Raw genomic sequence first — 22,829 nt, 5'->3', positions numbered from 1 at the left:
GCGGCACAAGTTCCGCTTCAAGAACCCGCTTTACTCACTGGATGCCAGCGCCATCGATCTGTCGCTGAAGCTGTTCCCGTGGGCTGCCTATCGGCCGGACGCGGGCAACGTGAAGCTGAGCGTGGGGCTCAACCACGGTACCGATGTACCGGAGTTCGTGGCGCTGGGTGACGGCAACGAGAACGACCTGGTGCAGGGACTGAACCGTCCCGGCTTTCTCGGAGACCCATTGGTTTGAGTCAGGCCACCTTCTTGGCCTGACCCTGTTGCTCATAATACAGCGCTTCTCGCTCAGCAGGCGGCATGTTGCCGATCGGTTCCAGGAGCCGCCGATGATTGAACCAGTCGACCCACTCCAGGGTGGCGAACTCAACGGCCTCCAGGTGCCGCCATGGCCCGCTTCGGCGGATGACCTCCGTCTTGAACAACCCGATCACTGTCTCGGCCAGCGCATTGTCATATGAGTCGCCGACACTCCCGACAGACGGGGCGATACCGGCATCCTCCAAGCGCTCTGTGTATCGAATCGAGACATATTGAACGCCCCTATCGCTATGGTGGACCAAGTCGCTGCCAGGTCGCTGAGGCCGTTCATGAAGCGCCTGCTCCAGCGCATCGAGCACCATGTCGGTGCGGGGTGAGCGGGAGACACGCCAGCCGATGATCCGGCGGGCAAAGGCATCGATGACGAAGGCGACGTACACGAACCCCTGCCAGGTCGCGACATAGGTAAAATCCGACACCCACAGCGCATTCGGCTGAGCCGGCTGAAACTGCCGTCGCACCAGGTCCGCCGGAGAGGCCTGGTTGGGATCTGGTACGGTCGTTCGGACTGGCCTGCCTCTCACCACGCCACGCAGCCCCATTCGGCGCATCAGGCGCTCGACGGTGCAGCGAGCGGCAGAGATCGCTTCTCGATGCAATTGGCGCCAGACCTTGCGGATACCGTAAACACCGAAGTTCTCGTCCCAGACGCGCTGGATCTCGGCGCTCAACCAGTGATCACGCTGGATGCGGGGTGGCGAGCGATCAGGCTGGGCGTGACGCGCCTTGTGCTCGTAGTAGGTCGACGGGGCGATCGGCAGAACACGGCAGATCGGCTCGACCCCGTACGACTCTCGGTGATGGTCGATGAAGTCGAGCATCACTTGCCGCGGCGGTCGAGCTCCGCCTGGGCAAAATACGCTGAGGCCTTGCGAAGGATCTCGTTGGCCTGCTTCAGTTCACGGTTCTCGCGCTCCAGCGCTTTGATCCGCTCATGCTCGCTGGTAGTCATGCCCTCCTGGCGCCCTGCGTTACGTTCAGCCTGGCGGACCCAGCTACGCAGGGTTTCCGGCGTGCAGCCGATCTTGGGGGCAATGGCGCCGATGGCCGCCCACTGCGAGGGGTAGTCGGCTTCGTGGTCAAAAACCATGCGGACCGCCCGCTGGCGTACCTCGGGGGAATATCGTTTTGATGTGCTCATGGCTCCATCCTCTCAAGGTTTGGAGCCTCCGGGAATCCCGGGACGGTTCAGATAGTGACAGGCGCCCAAGGCTCCATGATCAGTTTCGCGATGCCATTCGGGTGCGCCATTACAGCCCACGGACCGAGAAGACCTATTGGTACTGGATTCGCTATTTCATTCGGTTCCACAAGCTGCGCCACCCCGCTGAAATGTCGGAGCCAGAAGTTTCGGCCTTTTTGACTTGGCTTGCGACGAAGAGAGGCGTAGCGGCCGCCACACAGAATCAGGCGTTGAACGCTCCGGTGTTTCTATATCGCCACGTGATCAAGGTGCCGCTGGGCGACATCCAGAATATTTCCAGGGTGAGGCGCCCTCCAAAACTACCCGTTGTTCTGAATCATAACGAAGCGATGGCGGTTATAGATCGGTTGCCGGCGCCACATAAACTCATCGTCTCTTTGATCTATGGCGCCGGGTTGCGGGTTACGGAAACAGCTCGTTTACGCGTGAAGGATATTGATTTTGGGCTGCGTACGATTACGGTGCGTGACGGTAAGGGAGCGAAGGACAGGAATACGTTGTTGCCGGAGTCCCTGGCAACGCCGCTTCGTTCCCTTACGAAAGCGCGCACGGATGAAGTGAAAGTCACGCCGGCGGAGAAGCGAACGCCGACGTCCATGCCCGGTGCTCTAGCCCGTAAGTATCCTTTCGCTTCGTTGTCAGTTCAGTGGCAATGGCTGTTTCCTTCCGAGGGCCTGTGCCAAGACGGGGAGGGGCGATGGGTGCTACACCACCTCCACGTAAGCGCCGTTCAAAAGGCAGTGAAACGGGCGGTTTCGGATGCTGGCTTAGGAAAATCCGCTACCAGCCACACGTTTCGCCATAGCTTTGCGACCCAGCTACTGCTCAGTGGAGTGGATATTCGTACCGTGCAGGAACTGCTCGGCCATAGCGACCTGAATACCACGCAGATCTACACGCATGTTCTGGGGCAGGGTTTTGCGGGGGTGCGTAGCCCGCTTGGGTAGCCGGCACCTTCGCTTGCTCAGGGCGCCAAACGTTCTCGGATCCAGGTAGCGCCTTGTTTGAGGTAGCGAAAGCGATCGTGCAGACGGCTGGGGCGGCCATGCCAGAACTGGATTTCTTCCGGGGTGATGCGGTAGCCGCCCCAGGTGTCGGGCATGGGGACGGTTTCGCCTTCCGGGTATTGCTGGGCGAGGCTGGCCATGTCCGCTTCCAGTTGTTCGCGGGTGGTGGGGCGGCTTTGCGGGGAGATGGCGGCGCTGAGCTGGCTGTCGCGGGGGCGGCTGGCGAAGTAGTCGCGGGATTGTTGGGGGTCGAGTTTTTCGGCGCGGCCGTTGACGATCAGCTGGCGGTCGAAGGGGCCCCAGAACATGACGAAGGAGACGTTGGGGTTGGCGGCGATGTCGTCGCCTTTGCGGCTGTCGTAGTGGGTGAAGAATACGAAGCCGCCGTCCTCGATGCCTTTGAGCAGGACCACGCGGCTGGAGGGGCGGCCGTCGGCGGAGACGGTGGCGAGGGTCATGGCGTTGGCCAGGGGGAGGTTGGCGTCGATGGCTTCGTCGACCCAGCGGCGGGCCTGCTCGACCGGGTCCGCCAGCAGGTCGGCTTCGGTGAGGCCGGGGGCGTGGTATTCCTGGCGTACGTCTTTCATGGGGGCCCTTGTTGGTTTGTTCGTGGTGTTGGGGATTGTAGCGGAAATGGTCGGGGGTTTTGGTTGTTTGGGGTCAAGGGTGGGTATGTGCCGGGGGGTTCGATTGGGCATGGAGTGAATGATCAGCGGCGGCGGGTTGGGGCGGGATTCGTTATCCTGGGCGCATGTCATTCAATACCATCGAGATCAATAAGCAGCGGCAGGATTTGAGCGGGCGCGAGAGCGTTTGGTTGTTCGGTTACGGGTCGCTGATTTTCAAGGCGGATTTTCCGTATCTGGAGCAGCGGCCGGCGAGCATTCGCGGCTGGGCGCGGCGGTTCTGGCAGGGGTCCCACGATCACCGGGGGACGCCGGAATCGCCGGGGCGGGTGCTGACGCTGGTGGAGAGCCCGGGGACGGTGTGCGCGGGCATGGCGTATCGGGTGGCGCCGGCGGTGTTTGATCATCTGGATGTGCGGGAGAAGAACGGCTATTTGCGGTTTTCCACGCCGATGACGTTTTCCGATGGCGGGCATGAGGAAGGGCTGGTGTACATCGCCACGGAGGACAACGCGGCGTTTTTGGGGCCGGCGTCGGAGGCGGCGATCGCGCGGCAGATTGCGGGGAGTCATGGGCCTAGTGGGCCGAATCGGGATTATTTGTTGAATCTGGCGGAGGCGTTGCGGGAGTTGGGGGCGGAGGATGAGCATGTGTTTGCGTTGGAGCGGTTTTTGTTGGGGGTGGAGAGGTGTTGAGCGTGGTGTGGTGTAGCCGGGTGTGGAATCGCGACTGAAGTCGCTCCTACTGTTCTCTTCGCATTTGCCGGGGGGTGACGCCGAACCAGCGTTGGAAGGTGCGGCTGAAGTTGGAGGGGTCCTGGTAGCCGAGGCGTTCGGCGATGCGTTCCACCGGGAGGTCGGTTTCCAGGAGGTACCAGGCGGCGAGCTCGCCGCGTACGTCGTCGAGCAGTTCCTGGTAGCGGGTGCCTTCGGTTTTTAGCTTGCGGATCAGGGTGCGCGGCGACATGGCGAAGCGGGCGGCCATGTCTTCCAGGGTGGGGTACTGGCCGTCGCCGTCGAGCAGCTCGATGCCGATGCGCTGGCTGAGCGGGCCGCCGCTTTGCAGTTGCTTGAGCTGGTGTTCGCAGTCCCTTAGCGCGGTGCGGTGCAGGCCCGGGTCGGCGGTGAGGCAGGGGGTGTCGAGCACCGGCTTGGGCAGGGTAATGGCCAGGTGGTCGGCGCCGAAGGTCACCGGGCAGCCGAGCCGTTGTTCATACTGGTCCGCCCAGGGCGGCGCCTCGAAGGGCACCTGGATGTGGGCGTCGCGCAGGCGCCGGGAGGTGACCGTATCCACCAGCTGGAAGTAGGTGGCGAGGATCGAGCCGGCGTTGAATTCCCGCATGTCGCCCAGATCCACTTTTTCGTGGAGGGTGAGCCGCCCTTCCCGTTCGTCCTCCTCGAAGCTGAGTTCCACCAGTTGGAAGCGCACCGCCACGAAGCGGGCCACTACCTTGAGCACGGCGCGCAGGTCCGGGGCGGAGATCACCGCGTAGCCCAGCGGGCCGTGGGCGGACACCGAGGTGGCGGCGCCGATTTCCAGGCCCAGCCAGGGGGTGCCGGTGAGGGCCACGGCGCGCCGCTCCAGGCGCGACACCTGCTCCAGGCTCAGGTAGCGGTGTTCACCGAGCAGTTGCTCCCATTGCAGCCGGGTGCCACGGAAGATGGCGTCGTTTTCGAAGCCTCTTTCATGCAGATAGGCGCACATCAGCCGGGGGTAGACCGGGTGGATGGCGGGGCGCAGGCGGCCGGTGTCGGTGGCAACCATGGTCGGGTCCTTTGTCACTATATGACGACTTATTGCCACCTTAGGCGGTGCCTTGCAAGGTCCGGGGGAGACATTCTGTATCCCATCGAACAACAATATCGAGGTTGCTATGAGCAAGGCAGGCGTCTTCACCGGACCTTCCGGGGTCGTGTACCGCGACCGCAAGCGAAAACTGTGGTTCACCTCCATCTTCGTGCCGGCCATCGTGTTCGTCGGCCCGGCGTTGTATTTCGCCACCGGCAACGCCTGGACGCTGTGGATTCCCCTGGTGTTCTACTACCTGACGGTGCCGGTGCTGGACATGATCATCGGCGAGGATTTGAGCAACCCGCCGGAGGAGATCGTCCCGCAGCTGGAGGACGATCCTTATTACCGCTGGGTGACCTACGCCCTGGTGCCGCTGATCTGGGGCGCCTGGTTCTTCGGCGCCTGGTTCGTGGGCACCCAGGATCTGCCCTGGTACGGGGTGCTGGCCATGGTCTACCTGATCGGCGGCACCTGTGGCGTGGGCATCAACCTGGGTCACGAGATGGGCCACAAGAAAGGCAAGGGCGAGCGCTGGCTGGCCAAGTTCGTGCTGGCGCCGTGTGGTTACGGGCACTTCTTCATCGAGCACAACAAGGGCCACCATAAGGACGTGGCCACGCCGGAGGACCCGGCCTCCTCGCGCATGGGCGAGAGCATCTGGAAGTTCGTGCTGCGGGAGATTCCCGGCGCCGCCAAGCGTGCCTGGCGTCTGGAAAAAGATCGTCTGGAGGCGCGCGGCAAATCAGTGTGGTCCCTGGAGAACGAGATCATCCAGCCGGCGATCATCACCGCCGTGGCCTGGGGCTCGGTGCTGGCGCTCTTCGGCATCGGCCTGCTGCCCTACATTCTGGCCACCGCGTTCTGGGGCGCGTTTCAGCTCACCTCCGCCAACTACATCGAGCACTATGGCCTGCTGCGCCACAAAACCGCCAACGGTCGCTATGAACGCACCAAGCCGTACCACAGCTGGAACAGCAACCACATGTTCTCCAACTGGGCTACGTTCCACTTGCAGCGGCATTCGGACCACCACGCCCACCCGACCCGGCGCTATCAGAGCCTGCGCCACTTCGAGAACCTGCCCACCCTGCCCAACGGCTACTTCGGCATGTTCTTCATCAGCTACTTCCCGCCGCTCTGGTACAACGTGATGGACAAGCGTCTGCTGGAACACGCCGGCTACGATGCGCGCAACATCAACTTCGACCCGGCCCGGCGGGAGGAGCTGATCCGCAAGTACGACATCAAATACGGGGACGCGCCGGCGAAGGTGGCCGCGAGCTGAGGGCGATCGCCCGCTTGTCACTCCCGTCTCTTTTAATGATAATTGTTCGCATTATCGAAAAAGGGGCGAGGGGTGAGCATGACTTCAAGGTCGTTGTCGGTGCCCCGGCGACGGGACACCGCCGGGGCGTCTTCGGGCGCGATGCCGGACATCGGCCTGCTCTACCACGAACATCACGGCTGGCTGTTCAACTGGCTGCGGCGCAAGCTGCTCAGCCCCCAGGACGCCGCCGACCTCTCCCACGACACCTTCCTGCGCCTGATCACCGGCGGCCCGGCCCGGATCCATGAGCCGCGCGCCTACCTGCTGGTGATCGCCAGCCGCCTTCTGATCAACCGCAACCAGCGGCAACGCATCGAGCGCGAGGCGCTGTACAGCGTGGCGGTGCTGCTGGAGGGCACCGACCGGCGCGGCCCGGAGCAGGTGGCCGGGGCCCGGGATCTGCTGTCCCGGGTGTTGCACCTGCTGCTTGAGGAACTGCCGGACAAGCCACGCCGCGCCTTCCTGATGGCGCGCCTGGAGGGCCTGAGCTACCGGGCCATCGGTGAGCGGCTGGCGGTGTCCGAGAGCAGCGTGAAGCAATATCTGGCGCGCTGCCTGGCCCATTGCCACTGGCGGCTGCACGATGCCCTGGAACAGGGGGCCGGCCAATGAGCGGCACGGACGGCATCCGCGACCGGGCGGCGGACTGGGTGGTGGCCCTGCACGAGGCCGGCGAGGCGGAGCGCGCCGAGCTGGAACGCCGCTGCCAGGCCTGGCAGGCGGAGGACGAACGCCACCGCCGCGTCTTCCATGAGATGCGCACCCTATGGGACGGCCTGATGCCGGAGCGCCCGCGCCGTTCCCGGGCCGGCGTGCTGGTGGTGTGGCTGCTGATCGGGCTGATCGCCTGGCAGTTGCCGTGGACCCTGTGGCGCGGCGACGCCCACACCGGCACCGGCGAGCGGCGCGTGCTGGTGCTCGACGACGGCAGCCGCCTGACCCTGGACGCGGACAGCGCCGTGCGCCTGACCCTGAACGCGGACCTGCGGCGGGTGCGGCTGCTGCGCGGCCGGCTGTTCGTGAAGGTGGCGCCGGACGCCAACCGGCCGTTCCAGGTGGTCACCCGCCACGGCACCGCCGAGGCCCTGGGCACCGAGTACAGCGTGACCCTGGAGGGCGAGCGCACCCGGGTGGCGGTGCGGGAATCCTCGGTGCGGGTGATCCCCGCCGCCCGGCCGGCGACGGCCCGGGTGCTGCACGCCGGCGAGGGCACCACCCTGACCCGCAAGCGCAGTGATGCCCCGGCGGCGCTGACGCCGGGGCGTTTCGACTGGCTGGATGGCCGGTTGGTGTTCAACGACACGCCTCTGGAGGACGTGCTGGCCAGGCTGTCCCGGCACCGCCCGGGCTGGCTGCTGGCGAGCCCGGCGCTGCCCTCGGACCTGCGCTTCACCGGCGTGCTGCCCGCCGACGACAGCGAGCAGGCTCTGGCGGTGCTGGCCGACGCTCTGCCGGTGCGGGTACGGCGCATCACCCCCTACGTGGTGTGGGTGGACTGATTTTTTCTGCCCGATCCGGGCCGTCGCCGGTCATGGAAGGTATAAGGCAACCACAGGAGACTTCCATGCCCTTACCCTTCCGCCCCCGGCGCGCCCTATCCCGGCTAACGATGGCCTGCCTGCTCGGCGCCCTGGCGCTGCCCGCCGGCGCCGCCGAACTCGACCTGCCCGCCCAGCCCCTGGATCAAGCCGTCACCGAGCTGGCCCGCCAGACCGGGCTGACCATCGGCGGCGACGCCAGCCTGCTGCGCGGCCACCGGGCGCCGGCCCTGAGCGGCGACTACGCGCCCCTGGACGCGCTGCGCCGGCTGCTGGCCGGCACCCCGGTGACCTTCCGGGTGACCGGCGATGACAGCGTCATCCTGGAGCGCGGCAACACCCTGGAAGCGGTGGAAGTGAACGGCCAGACGGAAACCGACGGCCTGGCGCCGGTGTACGGCTACGTGGCCCGCCAGAGCGTCACCGCCACCAAGAGCAATGTGGCCATCAAGGAAACTCCGCAGTCCGTGTCCGTGGTGACCCGGGAGCAGATCGAAAACCAGAACGCCCAGACCCTGGACCAGGCCCTGGCCTACACCCCCGGCGTGCAATCGCTCACCGGCGGCGCCAACGGCACCACCAGCGACGGCCTGCAGATCCGCGGTTTCAACGTCACCGGCGCCAGCCCCTTCTACCTGAATGGCGCCAAGCTGGCCCGCAACACCTTCAGCGCCACCGCGGAACCCTATGGCATGGAGCGCATCGAGCTGCTGCGCGGCCCGGCCTCGATTCTGTACGGCGCCGCCGCGCCCGGCGGCGTGATCAACATGGTCACCAAGCTGCCCACCCGGGAACCGCTGCGCGAGATCCGCCTGCAGGGCGGCAGCCACGACCGCCGCCAGCTGGCGGCGGACTTCGGCGGCCCGCTCACCGACGACGGCCGCTTCGCCTACCGGGTCACCGGCCTGACCCGGGACAGCGACACCATGGTGGACTACGTTCCCGATGACCGGGACTTCCTGCAGGGCGCCCTGGCCTGGCAGCCCACCGACGCCACCCGCCTGACGGTGTTCGCCAACTACCAAAAGAACGACACCGCCTATGTTTACGGCCTGCCGTTCTCCGGCACCGTGGAGTCCAACCCCAACGGCCACATCGACCGGGACCGTTTCACCGGCGAGCCGGGCTTCAACGAATTCGTCTCCGAGAGCTACACCCTGGGGTATCTGTTCAGCCACCGGCTCAACGACACCTGGACGGTGCGACAGAACGCGCTCTACTTCACCGCCGACACCGATTACGTGGACATCGGCGTGGGCGGCTACGCCGCCGATCAGCGCACGGTGAGCCGCAGCCCTTACCCCCGCGAGGACGACAACCACAGCTGGAGCCTGGACAACCAGCTTGAAGGGGTGTTCGACCTGGGCCGCACGCGGCACACCCTGCTGTTCGGCGCCGACTACAACGAGCAGAGCTTCGCCCGCGCCCAGTACAGCGGCACGGTGGCGCCGCTGGATCTGTACGCGCCGGTGTACGGGTCCCCGGTGGTGCTGAGCGCCACGCCGGCGCGCTCCTACAAAACGGACAACCAGCAACTGGGCTTCTACGCCCAGGACCACATCAAGGTGGACGACCGCTGGGTAATCCTGCTGGGCGGCCGCTACGACCGCTTCGAAAGCGAGCAGCGTGACCGGCTCACCGGCGACCGCGCCACCACCTACGACGACAGCGCCTTCACCGGCCGCGCCGGCCTGGTGTATTTGTTCGACAACGGTTGGGCGCCCTACCTGAGCTACTCGCAATCCTTCGAGCCAGTGAACGGCACCGCCGGCGCCGACTACGACCCCACCGAGGGCGAGCAATACGAAGCCGGCCTGCGCTACGCGCCGGACGACCAGGATCTGTCGGTGACCCTGTCGGTGTACGACCTGACCCAGCAGAACGTGCTCACCACGGACCTGGCCGGCGGCCCGCAGATCCAGGAAGGGGAAGTGCGCTCCCGGGGCGCGGAACTGGAAGCCCGCGCCCAGCTCACCAACGGCCTCAGCCTGATCGCCGGCTACGCCTACACCAACGCGGAGGTCACCAAAAGCAACAACGGCAACCAAGGCAACGAGCCCGGCGCCGTGCCCGAGCACAGCGCCTCGCTGTGGGCGGACTACCGCTTCGGCGGCGCGCTCAGCAACCTGAACCTGGGCGCCGGCGCCCGCTACATCGGCGCCACCTACGATCTGGGCAACACCGTGCGCGTGCCGGACTACACCGTCTACGACGCCCTGCTCGGCTACTGGCTGGACGACTGGCGCCTGGCCCTCAACGTGCGCAACCTCACCGACGAGGACGCCACCACCTGCACCTACCTGTGCTTCTACGGCCAGGAACGCACCTACACCGCCACCGTCACCTACCGCTGGTGAGGTATCGCGACTGAAGCCGTGTGCCGGCTGATCGGTCTCATGAATGGCCGCGGGGATGATCGCGACTAAAGTCGCTCCTACCGTACGGAACACCGTAGGAGCGACTTTAGTCGCGATCCCCCGCTTGTGGCACGAACCTCGCCGCCCGTAACATTGCCCCATGAGCGACGACATTCATTTCTATCAGCCCGCGCAGGGCCACGGCCTGCCCCACGACCCTTTCAACGCCCTGGTGGCGCCGCGCCCGATCGGCTGGATTTCCTCACAAAGCCCGGACGGCGTGCTCAATCTGGCGCCCTACAGCTTCTTCAACGCCTTTAACTACCGGCCGCCGATCGTCGGCTTCGCCAGCATCGGCTACAAGGACAGTGTGCGGAACATCCAGGCCACCGGGGAATTCGGCTGGAACCTGGCCACCCGCCCCCTGGCGGACGCCATGAACCAGAGCTGCGCGGCGGTGGCGCCGGAAGTGAATGAGTTCGAGCTGAGCGGGCTGACCCCGGAACCGTCACGGATCATCGGCGTGCCCCGGGTGAAGGAAACCCCGGTGTCCTTCGAATGCCGCCTCAGCCAGGTGCTGCGCCTGACCGGTGCCGATGGCGCCGAGACCGACACCTGGCTGGTGCTGGGTGAAGTGGTGGGCGTGCACATCGCCCGCCACCTGCTCAAGGAGGGCGTCTACGACACCGCCGCCGCCGAACCGATCCTGCGCGCCGGCGGCCCGGCGGATTATTTCACCGTCAACGAGACGTCCCGCTTCCAGATGTATCGCCCGAAAACGCTATAATCGCCGCCATGACGACCTGCCCTTGCCAATCCGACCTGCCCTACGAGGACTGCTGCGCGCCGCTGCATCGCGGTGAACCGGCGTCCACGCCGGAGGCGCTGATGCGCTCGCGCTACAGTGCCTTCGTGCGCAACGATACGACCTACGTGGCCAAAAGCTGGCACCCGCACACCCGCCCCACCGGGCTGATGCTGGACGACGGTGACGACTGGCTGGAACTGACGGTGCTGGACAGAGACGCCGACGGCGACCGTGGACGGGTGCGTTTCCGCGCCCTGCGGCGCAACGGCAAGGGCTTTTCGGTGCTGGAGGAGACCTCCCGCTTCGTGCGCGAGGACGGCCACTGGTTTTACCTGGACGGCGACAGCACGGTGAGCAACCTGAAGCCGGGCCGCAACGAGCCCTGCCCCTGTGGCAGCGGCAAAAAATTCAAGAAGTGCTGCGCGGCGTGAGAACCGCAAAAAAAGGGCGGGCCGTCCGCTGGCCCTGGGGGGTAAGAATGGACCACGACATGTCTGTATCGTGGCGTTCAGTATCCACCGCCAGGGCCGCGTCCCGGTAGCCGGTTAGCGCGCGGTTCTTGCCCGATCCTGCGGCCGGTCTCCCTCAATCCTTATCCTTGCGCTTTTCGAGCTGGTGGCGGTCCTCGGTCATGCCGATTTGCCAGTAGCCGCTGGCGTAGAGGCGGCGGCGGTCCACCTGGCGTTCCTGGGTGAAGTAGCGGCGCAGGGCGCGCACCGCACCGCTTTCCCCGGCCACCCAGACCGCCGGGGAGCCGTCCAGCCAGGGCAGCGCCAGCACCGTGTCCACCAGGCCTACCGCCGGCTGCTCCGGGTAGGGATTGACCCGCCAGGTGACCTGGATGCCGTCCGGGAACGGCAACGGCTGCTGGTCGGCGGGGTCGAGGATGTCGAGCACCGCGTAGCCACGGGCGTGGGCGGGCAGGCGCTCGATGTTGGCGCCGATGGCCGGCAGCGCGGACATGTCGCCGGCGAACAGGAACCAGTCAGCGTCGAAATCCACGAACTTGGGCTTGCCCGGCCCGGCGAAGCCGATGCGGTCGCCGGGCCGGGCCCGGGCGGCCCAGCCGGAGGCGGGGCCGTGGTCCGCGTGCATCATGAAGTCGACAATCACCTCGCCGCGGGCGCGATCAAAATGGCGCAGGGTGTAGGTGCGCACGAAGGGCTTGTGCTCTTCCGGGGTGTCGTTGAACGGCGGCAGGGCGATGCCGGTCTGGCCGGGTCGGGGAATCAAAAGCTTGAAGTTGGCGCTTTCGTGGTCGTCAGGGAAATCGCTCAGATCGCCGCCGCCGAGCACCACCCGCTTCATGTTCGGGGTCGGGTTCTCGGTGCGCAGCACCTCCAGGATACGGGGCGCGGGTCGGGGCATGGGTCACCTCATGGGAAACGGGGGCGCTTGTGGCGCCCCGGCAATTAGTGGACAATATCAACCATAAATTCACTGGTTGACTTTGTCAACAAAATACGACACCCCGACATCCATGCCACACCAAGCCGATATCCGCCAGGTGCTCTGGCAGCTGGCCTTCCAGTTCAAGGTCAGCAGCAAGCGCGCGATCCGCGACTACGACCTGCCCATCAACGGCATGCACGTGCGTCTGTTGCAGATGATCCACCGCCAGCCGGACTGCACCGCCCAGCATATCGCCGCCGTCACCGGGCGCGACAAGGCGCAGATCACCCGCGTCATCAAGGAGCTGGAGGCCATGGACCTGGTCACCCGCACCCCCAACCCGGAGGACCGCCGCAGCCAGTTGCTGGCGCTCAGCGAGACCGGCGCGGGCCTGATGGCCCGCATCCAGGAAGCGGAAGACGACGTCAAGGCACGGCTGCTGAAGGGTATCCCGAAGCGCGATCAGGACACCTTCATCGAAATCGGCAACCGCATGCTCGACAACCTGCGCGACTGAATCCCGGCTAGGCCGCCACCTGGGAGGCCGCCACCGACGGCACCGCCAACACCACACGGGTACCGGCGATACGATCGTGCAGGCAGCGCCGCTCATCACCGAAGATGAACAGCGCATCGGCGAGCAGGATAAGGTTGCCAACCAACGGGATCAGCGCGACCAGATTGACCGGCAAAAAACGCAGAAAGACCACCCGGGGCAGGGATGGCAAAGCACCGGAGTCGGCCCGAACCATCTTGATCTTGAGAATCAGCTTACCCAGCGTCTGGCCATTGCGGACGATAAAATAGCCGTTGATCAGCAACCAGCCCGACAGTGCCACGGCCATCAGCAGGGCCCCACCAAGCAAGCTCATCTGGCCGCTTGGCCCGGCACCGAAGTTATTCAGCCAGAAGGCTTCCGCGTCTTCGAGGAATATCCCGGAAACAAAACCGGCGGCAAAAAGAACCGCGACGATGAAGAGCCCGCTGAAAATGCTGTCCAGTATGGCCGCGCCGAGACGATGCCCGCGCGGCGCCAGCTCCAGGTCGGCATTGCTTTCCGCACTCGGTTCTTTCGTGACGGGCACCGCCGATGCTTGATACGGGTTTTCCATGTTCCCCTCCCCTTTTCCGCATTCCATTCCCAGAGTTAAAAACTAGCCGGCCTCCTCCATTTTCTCAAGATGCCGCTGGCTTTTAGCGCGCCACGGCGGCGGCCAGGGCGCGGCCGATGTCGGCGATGGCGGCGTTGCGTTGCTCCAGGGTGGCGTCGGTTTCGGTGATGTAGATGGCCGCCAGTATCGGGCCGCGTTGCGGTGGCCACATCACGGCGATTTCCTTGGGGTTGGCGCCGGGATAGACGGTGCGCACCAGCACCGAGGGCGGCGCCACCTCCGGGTACTCACTGATCGGCAGGTTGGGGATCGAGATCGCCCCCACCGCGAAAATAATAATGGACAGCACCGCGGCAAAAATCGGCCGGTCCACGAAGAAACGGGAGAAATTCATGACAAAGGGCTCCTGAACGGCGGCCCGGAAGGCCGCCGCGGTTCGTCGTTCCCAGTTAAAAAGTCAGGGCCGGGCGGCCACCTCGCCGCCGGGGGCGTCGCGCATGGAAACCAGATGGGGCGCCACCGGCATGCCGGCGCCGAACACCTTCTGGGTACCGTTGACGATCACCCGGTCACCGGAATTCAGGCCGTCGCGGACCACCACCAGTCCCTCCACCTGGCGGCCGGTGCTCACCTGCCGGCGGGCCACGGTGTTGTCCTCGCCCACCACGTAGACGAAACGCCGGTCCTGGTCGGCGAGCACCGCCTTGCGGCTGATCAGCACCGCCTGGTCAAGGCGGGTCACCGGCATTTCCACCCGGGCGAACTGGCCCGGCTTAAAAATGCCATTCGGATTGGGCAGCAGCGCCCGGTAGCGCAGGGTGCCGGTGTCCGCGTTCAGGCGGTTGTCCACGAAGTCCAGTTGCCCCTGGTGCGGAAAGCCCGGTTCGCCGGTCAGACCGATGCGAACCGGCGGCGCCTTTCCCGCCTGTTGCAGACGCTGGGCATCCAGGGCGTCCGCCTCGTTACTGTCGAAATAGACATGCAGGGGATCCACCGACACCAGGGTGGCGAGCAGGGTCTGGTCGGCGCTGGCCAGGTTGCCCTTGGTGACCCGGGCCCGGCCGATGCGGCCGTCCACCGGCGCGGTAACGCGGGTGTAGGCCAGATCCAGTTCGGCGCTGGCCAGGGCCGCCTCGGCCTCGTCCACCAGGGCGCGGGCGTTGAGCAGCGCCGCCTGACGCTGGTCGTGTTCTTCCCGGGAAATGGCACGGCTGCCGAGCAGCTTGCGGGCCCTTTCCGCCTCGCCGCCGGCCAGGCGCGCCTGGCTGCGGGCCTGGGCCAGGGAGGCCCGGGCGGCCCGCGCCCGCGCCTCGTAGGGGCGCGGATCAATGCGGAACAGCAGGTCCCCGGCTTCCACCAGCTCGCCCTCCTCGAAGGCCACCTCGTCGATGTAGCCGCTCACCCGGGGGCGCAGTTGCACGGTCTCCGGCGCTTCCAGCCGGCCGGTGAAGGTTTCCCACAGGGTCACCGGTTCCACCAGTACCGGCGCCACGTCCACCTCCGGGGCCGGCGGCGCGGCGCCGGCCTCCGCCTCGCCGCGGGCGTCGCAGCCGGCCAGGAACAGCGCCGCCATAAGCACGGCGATCAGCCCCCAGTACAGCCCCATGCCGGCCAGGGGACCCTCGTTGACGCTTTCCATCATGTGTCGCTCCGTTTTTTAAAAACGCTTCGGGTAGGGCGGAACAATCTAGGGGGAAAGGGGAAGGGAACGTTATCCGATTCCTGCGCGGGTCTTGCCTGATTCTGTTTGAGAAACGCCGCCCCGATCCGGTGCGGCGGCGACAAAACGGGCCGGATCGGGGCATAATCCTTGCCGGATTGCCCGTTTCTGCCGGGTGCTTGCCCGATCCTGCAGGGATTGGCGTTTTGTCATCCAGGCCCCGGAATGCGGGCGTATACTCGCCGCTCATCGACAAAACAGCGGCTTGCCCGCGAACCGGAGGGCGGATTCGTGATTGCCAACCAAACCATCCTCGAACCACTGGACGACGACCTGGCCCGATTGGCGAAAACTCTGGCGTGCCAGATCCAGAAATGGGCCCCCAACGAAGGCCTCAACGACACCGCGATCCCCGGCCTGGAGCTGGTGCGCTCCAATTCCACCACCAGCTGCATGGGCTCCTCGGTGTACGACCCGTCGTTCTGCCTGATCGCCCAGGGCGCCAAGACGGTGTGGCTGGGGGATCGGGAAATCGCCTATGGGCCGCTCAGTTGCCTGGTGTCCTCGGTGCACCTGCCGGTGCTCGGCAAGGTCACCGACGCCACCCCGGAAAATCCCTATCTGGGGGTGAAGGTGAACGTGGACCCGCAGGAGGTCACCGACCTGATGCTGGAGCTGGGCGAGGAACTGCTGGAACCGGGGGACCCCGAGGACCCGGAAAACGCCTGCAGTTGTGGCCTGGGCCGGGCCCAGGCGGAGAAGGACATGGTGGAGGCGGTGCTGCGCTTCGTGGCGCTGCTGGACAACCCCCGGGACGCGCGCATTCTGGCGCCCCTGGCCCGCCGCGAGATCATCTACCGGGCCCTGATCGGCGAGATCGGCCCGCGCATGCGCAAGTTCGCCGTGGCGGACACCCAGGCGCACCGCATCGCCCGGGTGATCTCGGTGCTCAAGGACCGTTTCAGCGAGCCGTTGCGCATCCGTGATCTGGCGGACCTGGCCAACATGAGCGAGTCGTCCCTGTTCCACAGCTTCAAACAGGTCACGCGCATGTCGCCGCTGCAGTTCCAGAAGAAGTTGCGCCTGCACGAAGCGCGCCGGCTGATGCTCGCCGAGGGCCTGGAAGCGGCCACCGCCAGCTTCCGGGTGGGCTACGAAAGCCCGTCCCATTTCAGCCGCGAATACAGCCGCCTGTTCGGCAATCCGCCCCGGGCGGACGTGATCAAACTGCGCGGGGAACGCCCCGAAACCGTCCGCGCCTGAGGCGCCCGCCGCCCGGCGCTAGCGGGTCAGCAACTGGCGCGCCAGCGCCACCATCCCCAAACCCAGGCCGGTCATGCACAGCGACCCGACCACATGGGCGGCGATGCCGCCCAGGGCCAGCCCCCAGCGCCCGGCCTGGAGGTTGATGAACATTTCCGCGGAAAACGACGAGAAGGTGGTGAGCGCGCCCAGAAAGCCGGTCACCACCAGCAGCCGCCATTCCGGCGTCAGCGGCGGCAGCCAGGCGAACACCCCCAGGGCCAGCCCGATCAGCCAGCCGCCCAGAAGGTTGGCGCTGAGCGTGCCCAGCGGCACCGCCGGGAACAGCGCGTTCAACCACAGGCTGAGCAGCCAGCGCAGATTGGCGCCCAGCGCCGCGCCCACGGCGATGGCGACCACCGATAACCACATGGTCCGTCCCCTGATTGCAAAAAACCCGATCTATCATGACGCCCGGGCCACCCCAAGGAAACCTCGAAACGGCGCATGGCATGGACTTTGAATGCCAAAGGCCCCGACGAAAAGGCGCGGTTCTGGTAGACTAGCGCCCCACTGGCGATCCCAGATTCGGGCTCCGGCCCGCCCTCGCTGCGAAAGTCGTATCGACGGGGCATGCCGGCCCACCCATTATCCCACCCGATAATCAAAGGAGTTAGATCCATGGCGGAAACACGCGTAACAGTCATTCCCGGCGACGGAATTGGTCCGGATATCATCGATGCCACCCTGCGCCTGCTGGACGCCCTGGATTGTGACTTCGCCTATGACCGCGCCATCGCCGGGCAGACCGCCCTGGATCAGGGCAAGGACCTGGTGCCCCAGGAAACCCTGGACATGATCGAGAAGAACCCGGTGGCCCTGAAGGGCCCGATCACCACCCCGGTGGGCAAGGGCTTCCGCTCCGTCAACGTGACCCTGCGCAAGCACTTCGATCTGTTCGCCAACCTGCGCCCGGCGCTGTCCATCCCCGGCGTGCGCTCGCGCTACGACAACGTGGACATCCTCACCATCCGCGAGAACATCGAGGGCATCTATTCCGGCGAAGGCCAGATGGTCACCGACGACGGCGAACGCGCCGAGCTGCGCAGCGTGATCACCCGCAAGGAATCCAAGCGCCTGATCCGCTTCGCCTACGAAGCCGCCCGCCGCCTGGGCCGCCGCAAGGTCACCGTGGTGCACAAGGCCAACATCATGAAGTCCACCTCCGGCCTGTTCCTGAGCGTGGCGCGCAGCATCGCCGAGGAATACCCGGACATCGAGCACGAGGAAATGATCGTCGACAACTGCGCCATGCAGCTGGCCATGAACCCGCACCGCTTCGACGTGCTGGTCACCACCAACCTGTTCGGCGACATCCTCTCGGATCTGTGCGCCGGCCTGACCGGTGGCCTGGGCCTGGCGCCGGGCGCCAACGTGGGCGAGCATCGCGGCATCTTCGAGGCGGTGCACGGCAGCGCCCCAGACATCGCCGGCAAGGGCGTCGCCAACCCCACCGCGCTGATGCTGGGCGCCGGCATGATGCTCGAATACCTGGAGATGAACGAGAAGGCGGAGCGCCTGCGCGGCGCCATCCGCCATGTGGTCGGCGAAGGCAAGGTGGTGACCCCGGACCTGGGCGGCAACGCCTCCACCGACGCGTTCACCGACGAGCTGATCCGCCACCTCTGAGGCGCGGCTTTATCATTCTTTTGCAAAAGCGCCCGGCCCGCGCCGGGCGCCGTTCCAGGCTCCCCCTGGCGCGGTTTATTGATATCGGTCTATAGGCAACGGCGGCCCCGTTTGTCTATGCTTGGCTATTCAAGGATTCGCATCCTTTATTTGCCAACAGGAGGTGGTTACATGAGTCAGGAAACCGAAGCTCTCAAGAAGGACATCGACCAACTGCGCCGTGACCTGGGCACCCTGGCCGACGCGGTCAAGAAATCCACCCAGCAACGGGCCCAGGCCGGCGTGGAAAGCGCCCGCGCCCAGTTCGACGACGTGCGCAAGCAGGCCGAACTGCAAACCGAGCAGGTGGGCGCGCAGATCAAGGAGCGCCCCTTCACCAGCGTGCTCGCCGCCTTCGGCGTGGGCATTCTGCTCGGCAAGCTGATCAGCCGCTAACGATGAACCTGCGCCGGCCACTGTCGTCCCTGTTCAGCCTCAACGCCCTGGTCTGGCTGGCCATGCTCACCGGCCTGGCGGCGTTGCTGTGCTTCGCCACCGCCGGCTGGCTGGCGCTCGCCCCCCGGGTGGGCGCGCCCCTGGCCAGCCTGTTCACCGGCCTCGGCCTGCTGGTGGTGGCGGTGCTGCTGGGGCTGGGCGTGCGGCGGCTGGCCAAGGGTCCGGCGCAACCGGAACCGCCGGCGACACCGCCGGTGGAAGCCCGGCTGGAGGACAGCCTGCGCCCGCTGATCGGCGACCCGGCGCTGCGCTGGACCCGGGAGCACACCACCGTGGTGGCCCTGGGCGCCCTGGCCGCCGGCGTGGTGATCGCCGCCAGCCCGGGCACCCGCCGTTTTCTCACCCGGGCCGCCGGCCCGGCGCTGACCCGCAAGGCCATCGACGCCTACCGCGACTTTTCCGGCGACGACCACTGAACCGCTCCCCGGCGCCCCGCTTCGGGTAGACTGGGCGGCCGGTGTGTTCAGCGACGTGGAAAAGGGAAGGCAAGGCGATGAAAACCGAACGCGGGGTTCTGCTCCTGTCGGCGCTCATGTCCGTGGTGGTGGGCAGCGCGGCGGTGACCGCGGCCAGCATCACGCAATCCAAGGCCATTCTTCTCGATGGCCTGTTCAATCTCATCTATTTCCTGGTGGCCCTGGTCACGGTGCGCATCAGCGCCCTGACCAACCAGCCCGATGACCGCAAGTTCCCGTTCGGCTACGGCTATTTCGAATCCCTGGTGAACGCCGGCAAGGGCCTGCTGATCCTGGGCGTGGCGCTGTTCGCCCTGGTCGACGCCCTGATCGCCCTGCTCGGCGGCGGCCGCGAAATCCTCGCCGGGCCGGCCATCGTCTACGCCGTGTTCGCCACCCTGGCCTGTTCCTTCACCGCCTGGACCCTGCGCCGCAGCCTGGGGCATCTGGATACGCCCCTGGTGCGCGCGGATTACGAAAACTGGCTGATCAACGCCCTGATCTCCAGCTCGGTGCTGCTCACCTTCTGCTTCCTGCCGGTGGCGCGCTGGCTGGGCTGGTACCAGATCCTGCCGTACGTGGACTCGGTGCTGGTGATCGCGGTGGTGCTGTTCTGCCTGAGTATGCCGATCCGCATGGCACGGGGCGCCCTGCGCGAGTTGCTCAACCGGGCCCCGCCCCGGGACCTGCGCCGGCCGGTGCGCGCCGCCACCGACGCCGCCCTGGCGGACCTGCCGGTGCGCCAGGTGGAGGTGCGCATGGTGCGTCCCGGTCGGCAGCTCTACGTGATCATCCACGTGGTGCTGCCGCCGGACCACCCCATCGCGAGCCTGGCGGAGCTGGACGCGGTGCGCGACCGCCTGCAGCGGGCGGTGTCGGCGGTCTACCCGCAGCAGGTCACCGACACCCTGTTCACCGCCGACCCGAGATGGGCGGAGCCGTGCAACCCGGAGCGGTAGGAGCGGGCGCCGCCCTCAACGGCCCACGCTGGCCATGCCTTCGGCGGCGTAGCGTTCGCCGGCGGCGGCGTGGGGCGGGAAGATGGCGTCCAGCCGCGCCACCTCCTCGGCGCTCAGGGCCACGTCCAGGGCGCCCAGGTTGTCGTTCAGATAGCGGCGCCGCTTGGTGCCGAACAGGGGCACCACATCCTCGCCCCGGGCCAGCACCCAGGCCAGCGCCAGTTGCGAGGCACTGACGCCTTTTTCCCGCGCCAGATCGTGCACCTGATCCACCAGTTTCAGGTTGCGGTGGAAGTTGTCGCCCTGGAAGCGGGGGTTATGACGGCGGTAATCGTCGGCCTCGAAATCCTCCGGGGAGCGGATCGCGCCGCTGAGAAACCCCCGGCCCAGGGGGCTGTAGGCCACGAACCCGATGCCCAGCTCGCGGCAGGTGGCCAGATGCCCTTCCTCCGCGTCCCGGGTCCACAGGGAATATTCCATCTGCAGGGCGGCGATGGGGTGCACCGCCTGGGCCCGGCGCACGGTGTCCGGCGCCGCCTCGCTGAGCCCCAGGTAGCGCACCTTGCCCTCGCGCACCAGGTCGGCCATGGCGCCCACGGTGTCCTCAATGGGCACCGCCGGGTCGATGCGGTGCTGGTAGTACAGGTCGATGTGGTCCACGCCCAGGCGGCGCAGGCTGCCTTCCACCGCCCGGCGCACGTACTCCGGGCGGCCGTCCACGCCCCGGGCGTGGGGGTCCGAGGGATCCAGCACCACGCCGAACTTGGTGGCCAGGAACACCCGGTCGCGACGGTCGGCGATGGCCCGGCCCACCAGTTCCTCGTTGGTGTGGGGGCCGTACATGTCGGCGGTGTCGATCAGATTGACGCCGGCGTCCAGGGCGGCGTGCAGGGTGGCGATGGACTCCCGGTCGTCACGGTGGCCGTAAAAGGCGCTCATGCCCATGCAGCCCAGTCCAAGGGCGGAAACCAGGGGGCCGTCCCGTCCCAACTGACGTTGTTGCATCGCGGTTCTCCATTCGCTGTTAAAGAGGGAGACAGTCTCGCCGTTCGCATTCCACCGATAAACCGGCGAAGATCGGTTACTCTATTCATGAATCTGAACAATCGAGCCCGCCATGGACCGTTTCAAAGCCATGCTGGTGTTCACCCGGGTGGTGGAAACCGGCAGTTTCACCCGCGCCGCCGACACCCTGGAGATGCCCCGCGCCACGGTCACCACCGCCGTGCAGCAGTTGGAAGCGCACCTGGGCACCCGGCTGCTGCACCGCACCACCCGGCGGGTGTCGCCGACCCTGGACGGGGGCGCCTATTACGAGCGCTGCCTGCACGTGCTGGACGCCCTGGCGGACGCCGAGGCGCCGCTCACCGAGCAGCAGCGGCCACGGGGCCGGGTGCGGGTGAACCTGCCCGGCCACCCGGCGCGGCGGCTGATCATCCCGTCGCTGCCGGTGTTCCTGGAACGCTACCCGGACATTGAGCTGGAGATCGGCATCAGCGACCGCCCGGTGGACCTGATCGAGGAACGGGTGGACTGCGCCCTGCGGGTGGGCCCGCTGCCCGACTCCGGGCTGGTGGCGCGCCGCGTCGGCGAGGTGGAGGAAGTGAACTGCGCCTCGCCGGCCTACCTGGAACGCCACGGCGTGCCACGCACCCCGGAGGACCTGGCCCGGCACCGGGTGGTGCGCTATCACGCCGCCCGCACCGGCCGGCCGCTGCGCTGGGAATACGGCGACGCCGAGGGCCGGGTGCATTACCTGGACCCACCCGGCTCGGTCACCGTGGACAACACCGAGGCCTACGTGGCCGCCGCCCTGGCCGGCCTGGGACTGGTGCAGATTCCGCTGCACGGCTGCCACGGCTACCTGGCCGGCGGCGAGCTGGTGGAGGTGATGCCCGAATACCGGCCCAGACCCTCCCTGGTGTCCGTGGTCTACCCCCACAACCGCCACCTGTCCGGCAAGGTGACGGTGTTCGTGGACTGGTTGATCGAACTGCTGCGCGGCCAGCCCGGCGTGCGCGCCTGAGCGGGCGTCGCTGGACGCGGCCGGTCGAATTATCCTACCGTTTTGAGGTTCCACAGGAGCGAGCAGGGAGACCGTCATGCACTACGAACTGTTCTACTGGCCGGGCATCCAGGGCCGCGGCGAATACGTCCGGCTCGCCCTGGAGGATGCCGGCGCCGACTACCTGGACGTGGGCCGCGGCGCCCCGGACCAGGAGCTGGGCGTGCCCGCCCTGGACATCTACCTGAGCGGCGACGCCACGCCGCGCCCGCCGTTCGCGCCGCCCTTCCTCAAGGCCGGCGACCTGGTGCTTTCGCACACCGCCAATATCCTGCAGTTCCTGGCGCCGCGCCTGGATCTGGTCCCGGAGGACGAGAATCAGCGCTACTGGGCCCACGGCCTGCAGCTGACGCTGATGGATTTCGTCGCCGAGATTCATGACACCCATCACCCCCTGTCGTCGAGCCTCTATTACGAGGAGCAGCGCGACGAAGCGCTGAAGCGCGCCGCCCTGTTCCGCGAACACCGGCTGCCGCGCTTCCTGGAATACTTCGAGCAGGTGATGGAGCAAAACCCGGGCGGCGCCGACGTGCTGGTGGGCGACCGCCACGGCTACGTGGATCTGTCCCTGTTCCAGACCGTCACCGGCCTGCGCTACGCCCTGCCCAGGGCCATGCGCCAGGCGGAGGACGACCTGCCCAAGATCGGCGCCCTGGTGGAACGGGTGGCGGCGCGCCCACGGCTGCGCGACTATCTGGACTCGGACCGCCGGCAGCCGTTCAACGAAAACGGCATCTTTCGCCATTACCCGGAACTGGACGGCGAGCTTTAAGGAGAG

At 66.6% G+C, this 22,829-nt stretch carries 24 protein-coding genes, 3 pseudogenes and 1 other annotated feature; of the genes and pseudogenes, 17 read left to right on the top strand and 10 right to left on the bottom strand.

Going from position 1 to position 22,829, the window contains the following annotated elements; translation table 11 throughout:
- Positions 1 to 199: pseudogene (locus HMJ39_RS07905) on the top strand (IS4 family transposase); the annotation flags it as partial.
- 40 nt (positions 200 to 239) lie between these two features.
- On the opposite strand, the gene HMJ39_RS07900 reads toward HMJ39_RS07905, so the two are convergent.
- A protein-coding gene (locus tag HMJ39_RS07900) for an IS3 family transposase (protein ID WP_194296882.1) occupies positions 240 to 1,465 on the bottom strand; the annotation gives its coding sequence in 2 pieces (ribosomal slippage) (positions 240 to 1,180 and positions 1,180 to 1,465; 1,227 coding nt in all).
- Positions 1,071 to 1,187 (bottom strand) — a sequence feature (AL1L pseudoknot). (Overlaps the previous gene by 117 nt.)
- On the opposite strand from HMJ39_RS07900, the gene HMJ39_RS07895 reads away from it, so the two are divergent.
- The gene (locus HMJ39_RS07895; protein ID WP_194296881.1) at positions 1,456 to 2,475 is read left to right on the top strand and encodes an integron integrase; all 1,020 of its coding nucleotides are present in this window, start codon (positions 1,456 to 1,458) and stop codon (positions 2,473 to 2,475) included. The two genes, HMJ39_RS07900 and HMJ39_RS07895, sit on opposite strands and share 10 nt — an antisense overlap.
- A gap of 17 nt (positions 2,476 to 2,492) precedes the next feature.
- On the opposite strand, the gene pdxH is transcribed toward HMJ39_RS07895, so the two are convergent.
- Positions 2,493 to 3,122: a pyridoxamine 5'-phosphate oxidase gene (gene pdxH, locus HMJ39_RS07890; protein WP_194296880.1), complete on the bottom strand. Its 630-nt coding sequence runs from the start codon at positions 3,120 to 3,122 to the stop codon at positions 2,493 to 2,495.
- 164 nt (positions 3,123 to 3,286) lie between these two features.
- Between pdxH and HMJ39_RS07885 the strand changes: the two genes are divergently transcribed.
- Positions 3,287 to 3,856: a gamma-glutamylcyclotransferase gene (locus HMJ39_RS07885; protein ID WP_194296879.1), complete on the top strand. Its 570-nt coding sequence runs from the start codon at positions 3,287 to 3,289 to the stop codon at positions 3,854 to 3,856.
- Between the two features lie 46 nt (positions 3,857 to 3,902).
- Here HMJ39_RS07885 and HMJ39_RS07880 read toward each other — a convergent pair whose 3' ends face one another.
- Positions 3,903 to 4,925 carry an AraC family transcriptional regulator gene (locus HMJ39_RS07880; RefSeq protein ID WP_194296878.1) on the bottom strand — a complete coding sequence of 341 codons (1,023 nt, stop codon included), beginning with the start codon at positions 4,923 to 4,925 and terminating at the stop codon, positions 3,903 to 3,905.
- A 109-nt stretch (positions 4,926 to 5,034) separates the two neighbouring features.
- Between HMJ39_RS07880 and HMJ39_RS07875 the strand changes: the two genes are divergently transcribed.
- From HMJ39_RS07875 to HMJ39_RS07850, 6 genes are all read left to right on the top strand, one after another.
- A complete protein-coding gene (locus tag HMJ39_RS07875; RefSeq protein ID WP_194296877.1) occupies positions 5,035 to 6,237 on the top strand; it encodes an alkane 1-monooxygenase in 1,203 nt (400 codons plus the stop codon).
- A gap of 78 nt (positions 6,238 to 6,315) precedes the next feature.
- Positions 6,316 to 6,891 (top strand): sigma-70 family RNA polymerase sigma factor, encoded by a 576-nt coding sequence (locus HMJ39_RS07870; protein ID WP_228462220.1) that lies wholly within the window; start codon positions 6,316 to 6,318, stop codon positions 6,889 to 6,891.
- Positions 6,888 to 7,778, top strand: a complete 891-nt coding sequence (locus tag HMJ39_RS07865; protein ID WP_194296876.1) for a FecR family protein — start codon at positions 6,888 to 6,890, stop codon at positions 7,776 to 7,778. Before HMJ39_RS07870 ends, HMJ39_RS07865 begins: the two co-directional genes overlap by 4 nt.
- 65 nt (positions 7,779 to 7,843) lie before the next feature.
- Positions 7,844 to 10,174, top strand: coding sequence for a TonB-dependent siderophore receptor (locus HMJ39_RS07860; RefSeq protein WP_194296875.1), 2,331 nt, complete (start codon positions 7,844 to 7,846; stop codon positions 10,172 to 10,174).
- Between the two features lie 160 nt (positions 10,175 to 10,334).
- On the top strand, positions 10,335 to 10,961 hold the full coding sequence (locus HMJ39_RS07855; protein WP_194296874.1) for a flavin reductase family protein: 627 nt from the start codon (positions 10,335 to 10,337) through the stop codon (positions 10,959 to 10,961).
- Positions 10,962 to 10,969: 8 nt separating this feature from the next.
- On the top strand, positions 10,970 to 11,413 hold the full coding sequence (locus HMJ39_RS07850; protein ID WP_194296873.1) for a YchJ family protein: 444 nt from the start codon (positions 10,970 to 10,972) through the stop codon (positions 11,411 to 11,413).
- A 154-nt stretch (positions 11,414 to 11,567) separates the two neighbouring features.
- Here the strand turns inward: HMJ39_RS07850 and HMJ39_RS07845 are convergent, their stop codons facing one another.
- Entirely contained in the window at positions 11,568 to 12,350 is a 783-nt protein-coding gene (locus tag HMJ39_RS07845) for a siderophore-interacting protein (RefSeq protein WP_194296872.1), read from the bottom strand.
- A 112-nt stretch (positions 12,351 to 12,462) separates the two neighbouring features.
- Between HMJ39_RS07845 and HMJ39_RS07840 the strand changes: the two genes are divergently transcribed.
- Positions 12,463 to 12,891, top strand: a complete 429-nt coding sequence (locus HMJ39_RS07840) for a MarR family winged helix-turn-helix transcriptional regulator (protein ID WP_194296871.1) — start codon at positions 12,463 to 12,465, stop codon at positions 12,889 to 12,891.
- Between the two features lie 7 nt (positions 12,892 to 12,898).
- Here HMJ39_RS07840 and HMJ39_RS07835 read toward each other — a convergent pair whose 3' ends face one another.
- The 4 genes and pseudogenes from HMJ39_RS07835 to HMJ39_RS07825 form a co-directional block, all read right to left on the bottom strand.
- Positions 12,899 to 13,486: an RDD family protein gene (locus HMJ39_RS07835; protein WP_194296870.1), complete on the bottom strand. Its 588-nt coding sequence runs from the start codon at positions 13,484 to 13,486 to the stop codon at positions 12,899 to 12,901.
- 82 nt (positions 13,487 to 13,568) lie between these two features.
- Positions 13,569 to 13,706, bottom strand: a pseudogene (locus HMJ39_RS19225) (class A beta-lactamase); the annotation flags it as partial.
- Positions 13,701 to 13,880, bottom strand: a pseudogene (locus HMJ39_RS07830) (efflux RND transporter permease subunit); the annotation flags it as partial. The pseudogenes HMJ39_RS07830 and HMJ39_RS19225, both read right to left, overlap by 6 nt.
- A gap of 63 nt (positions 13,881 to 13,943) precedes the next feature.
- Positions 13,944 to 15,092 (bottom strand): efflux RND transporter periplasmic adaptor subunit, encoded by a 1,149-nt coding sequence (locus HMJ39_RS07825; protein WP_407645803.1) that lies wholly within the window; start codon positions 15,090 to 15,092, stop codon positions 13,944 to 13,946.
- Positions 15,093 to 15,437: 345 nt separating this feature from the next.
- Here HMJ39_RS07825 and HMJ39_RS07820 point away from each other — a divergent pair, with 345 nt between their 5' ends.
- On the top strand, positions 15,438 to 16,409 hold the full coding sequence (locus HMJ39_RS07820) for an AraC family transcriptional regulator (protein ID WP_323370862.1): 972 nt from the start codon (positions 15,438 to 15,440) through the stop codon (positions 16,407 to 16,409).
- 18 nt (positions 16,410 to 16,427) lie between these two features.
- Here HMJ39_RS07820 and crcB read toward each other — a convergent pair whose 3' ends face one another.
- A complete protein-coding gene (crcB, locus tag HMJ39_RS07815; RefSeq protein ID WP_161385306.1) occupies positions 16,428 to 16,820 on the bottom strand; it encodes a fluoride efflux transporter CrcB in 393 nt (130 codons plus the stop codon).
- Positions 16,821 to 17,069: 249 nt separating this feature from the next.
- Here crcB and HMJ39_RS07810 point away from each other — a divergent pair, with 249 nt between their 5' ends.
- The 4 genes from HMJ39_RS07810 to HMJ39_RS07795 all read left to right on the top strand — a co-directional run bounded on the left by HMJ39_RS07810 (position 17,070) and on the right by HMJ39_RS07795 (position 19,986).
- On the top strand, positions 17,070 to 18,077 hold the full coding sequence (locus HMJ39_RS07810; protein ID WP_194296868.1) for an isocitrate dehydrogenase: 1,008 nt from the start codon (positions 17,070 to 17,072) through the stop codon (positions 18,075 to 18,077).
- Positions 18,078 to 18,248: 171 nt separating this feature from the next.
- Entirely contained in the window at positions 18,249 to 18,512 is a 264-nt protein-coding gene (locus tag HMJ39_RS07805; RefSeq protein WP_194296867.1) for a DUF883 family protein, read from the top strand.
- Between the two features lie 2 nt (positions 18,513 to 18,514).
- On the top strand, positions 18,515 to 18,988 hold the full coding sequence (locus HMJ39_RS07800; RefSeq protein WP_194296866.1) for a hypothetical protein: 474 nt from the start codon (positions 18,515 to 18,517) through the stop codon (positions 18,986 to 18,988).
- A 77-nt stretch (positions 18,989 to 19,065) separates the two neighbouring features.
- The gene (locus HMJ39_RS07795; RefSeq protein ID WP_194296865.1) at positions 19,066 to 19,986 is read left to right on the top strand and encodes a cation diffusion facilitator family transporter; all 921 of its coding nucleotides are present in this window, start codon (positions 19,066 to 19,068) and stop codon (positions 19,984 to 19,986) included.
- Between the two features lie 15 nt (positions 19,987 to 20,001).
- Here the strand turns inward: HMJ39_RS07795 and HMJ39_RS07790 are convergent, their stop codons facing one another.
- Entirely contained in the window at positions 20,002 to 20,991 is a 990-nt protein-coding gene (locus tag HMJ39_RS07790) for an aldo/keto reductase (protein WP_194296864.1), read from the bottom strand.
- 112 nt (positions 20,992 to 21,103) lie between these two features.
- Between HMJ39_RS07790 and HMJ39_RS07785 the strand changes: the two genes are divergently transcribed.
- Positions 21,104 to 22,012 (top strand): LysR family transcriptional regulator, encoded by a 909-nt coding sequence (locus HMJ39_RS07785; protein ID WP_194296863.1) that lies wholly within the window; start codon positions 21,104 to 21,106, stop codon positions 22,010 to 22,012.
- Between the two features lie 76 nt (positions 22,013 to 22,088).
- The gene (locus HMJ39_RS07780) at positions 22,089 to 22,823 is read left to right on the top strand and encodes a glutathione S-transferase (protein ID WP_194296862.1); all 735 of its coding nucleotides are present in this window, start codon (positions 22,089 to 22,091) and stop codon (positions 22,821 to 22,823) included.
- Positions 22,824 to 22,829 lie beyond the last annotated feature (6 nt).

This window comes from Alloalcanivorax profundimaris, from assembly GCF_015265435.1.
GTDB classification, from domain to species: Bacteria; Pseudomonadota; Gammaproteobacteria; order Pseudomonadales; family Alcanivoracaceae; genus Alloalcanivorax; species Alloalcanivorax profundimaris.
Note: the sequence above shows the minus strand (reverse complement) of the source record. Positions and strands in the feature narration are given on the sequence as shown.

What these genes read in the sequence shown, in the direction of transcription:
- HMJ39_RS07870 (WP_228462220.1), top strand. Translation starts at nt 6,316, where the DNA reads ATGACTTCAAGGTCGTTGTCGGTGCCCCGGCGACGGGACACCGCCGGG.
- HMJ39_RS07850 (WP_194296873.1), top strand. Translation starts at nt 10,970, where the DNA reads ATGACGACCTGCCCTTGCCAATCCGACCTGCCCTACGAGGACTGCTGC.
- HMJ39_RS07895 (WP_194296881.1), top strand. Translation starts at nt 1,456, where the DNA reads ATGTGCTCATGGCTCCATCCTCTCAAGGTTTGGAGCCTCCGGGAATCC.
- HMJ39_RS07875 (WP_194296877.1), top strand. Translation starts at nt 5,035, where the DNA reads ATGAGCAAGGCAGGCGTCTTCACCGGACCTTCCGGGGTCGTGTACCGC.
- HMJ39_RS07810 (WP_194296868.1), top strand. Translation starts at nt 17,070, where the DNA reads ATGGCGGAAACACGCGTAACAGTCATTCCCGGCGACGGAATTGGTCCG.
- HMJ39_RS07805 (WP_194296867.1), top strand. Translation starts at nt 18,249, where the DNA reads ATGAGTCAGGAAACCGAAGCTCTCAAGAAGGACATCGACCAACTGCGC.
- HMJ39_RS07790 (WP_194296864.1), bottom strand. Translation starts at nt 20,991, where the DNA reads ATGCAACAACGTCAGTTGGGACGGGACGGCCCCCTGGTTTCCGCCCTT.
- HMJ39_RS07780 (WP_194296862.1), top strand. Translation starts at nt 22,089, where the DNA reads ATGCACTACGAACTGTTCTACTGGCCGGGCATCCAGGGCCGCGGCGAA.
- HMJ39_RS07865 (WP_194296876.1), top strand. Translation starts at nt 6,888, where the DNA reads ATGAGCGGCACGGACGGCATCCGCGACCGGGCGGCGGACTGGGTGGTG.
- HMJ39_RS07840 (WP_194296871.1), top strand. Translation starts at nt 12,463, where the DNA reads ATGCCACACCAAGCCGATATCCGCCAGGTGCTCTGGCAGCTGGCCTTC.
- HMJ39_RS07860 (WP_194296875.1), top strand. Translation starts at nt 7,844, where the DNA reads ATGCCCTTACCCTTCCGCCCCCGGCGCGCCCTATCCCGGCTAACGATG.
- HMJ39_RS07880 (WP_194296878.1), bottom strand. Translation starts at nt 4,925, where the DNA reads ATGGTTGCCACCGACACCGGCCGCCTGCGCCCCGCCATCCACCCGGTC.
- pdxH (WP_194296880.1), bottom strand. Translation starts at nt 3,122, where the DNA reads ATGAAAGACGTACGCCAGGAATACCACGCCCCCGGCCTCACCGAAGCC.
- crcB (WP_161385306.1), bottom strand. Translation starts at nt 16,820, where the DNA reads ATGTGGTTATCGGTGGTCGCCATCGCCGTGGGCGCGGCGCTGGGCGCC.
- HMJ39_RS07785 (WP_194296863.1), top strand. Translation starts at nt 21,104, where the DNA reads ATGGACCGTTTCAAAGCCATGCTGGTGTTCACCCGGGTGGTGGAAACC.
- HMJ39_RS07795 (WP_194296865.1), top strand. Translation starts at nt 19,066, where the DNA reads ATGAAAACCGAACGCGGGGTTCTGCTCCTGTCGGCGCTCATGTCCGTG.
- HMJ39_RS07800 (WP_194296866.1), top strand. Translation starts at nt 18,515, where the DNA reads ATGAACCTGCGCCGGCCACTGTCGTCCCTGTTCAGCCTCAACGCCCTG.
- HMJ39_RS07835 (WP_194296870.1), bottom strand. Translation starts at nt 13,486, where the DNA reads ATGGAAAACCCGTATCAAGCATCGGCGGTGCCCGTCACGAAAGAACCG.
- HMJ39_RS07825 (WP_407645803.1), bottom strand. Translation starts at nt 15,092, where the DNA reads ATGGGGCTGTACTGGGGGCTGATCGCCGTGCTTATGGCGGCGCTGTTC.
- HMJ39_RS07845 (WP_194296872.1), bottom strand. Translation starts at nt 12,350, where the DNA reads ATGCCCCGACCCGCGCCCCGTATCCTGGAGGTGCTGCGCACCGAGAAC.
- HMJ39_RS07885 (WP_194296879.1), top strand. Translation starts at nt 3,287, where the DNA reads ATGTCATTCAATACCATCGAGATCAATAAGCAGCGGCAGGATTTGAGC.
- HMJ39_RS07855 (WP_194296874.1), top strand. Translation starts at nt 10,335, where the DNA reads ATGAGCGACGACATTCATTTCTATCAGCCCGCGCAGGGCCACGGCCTG.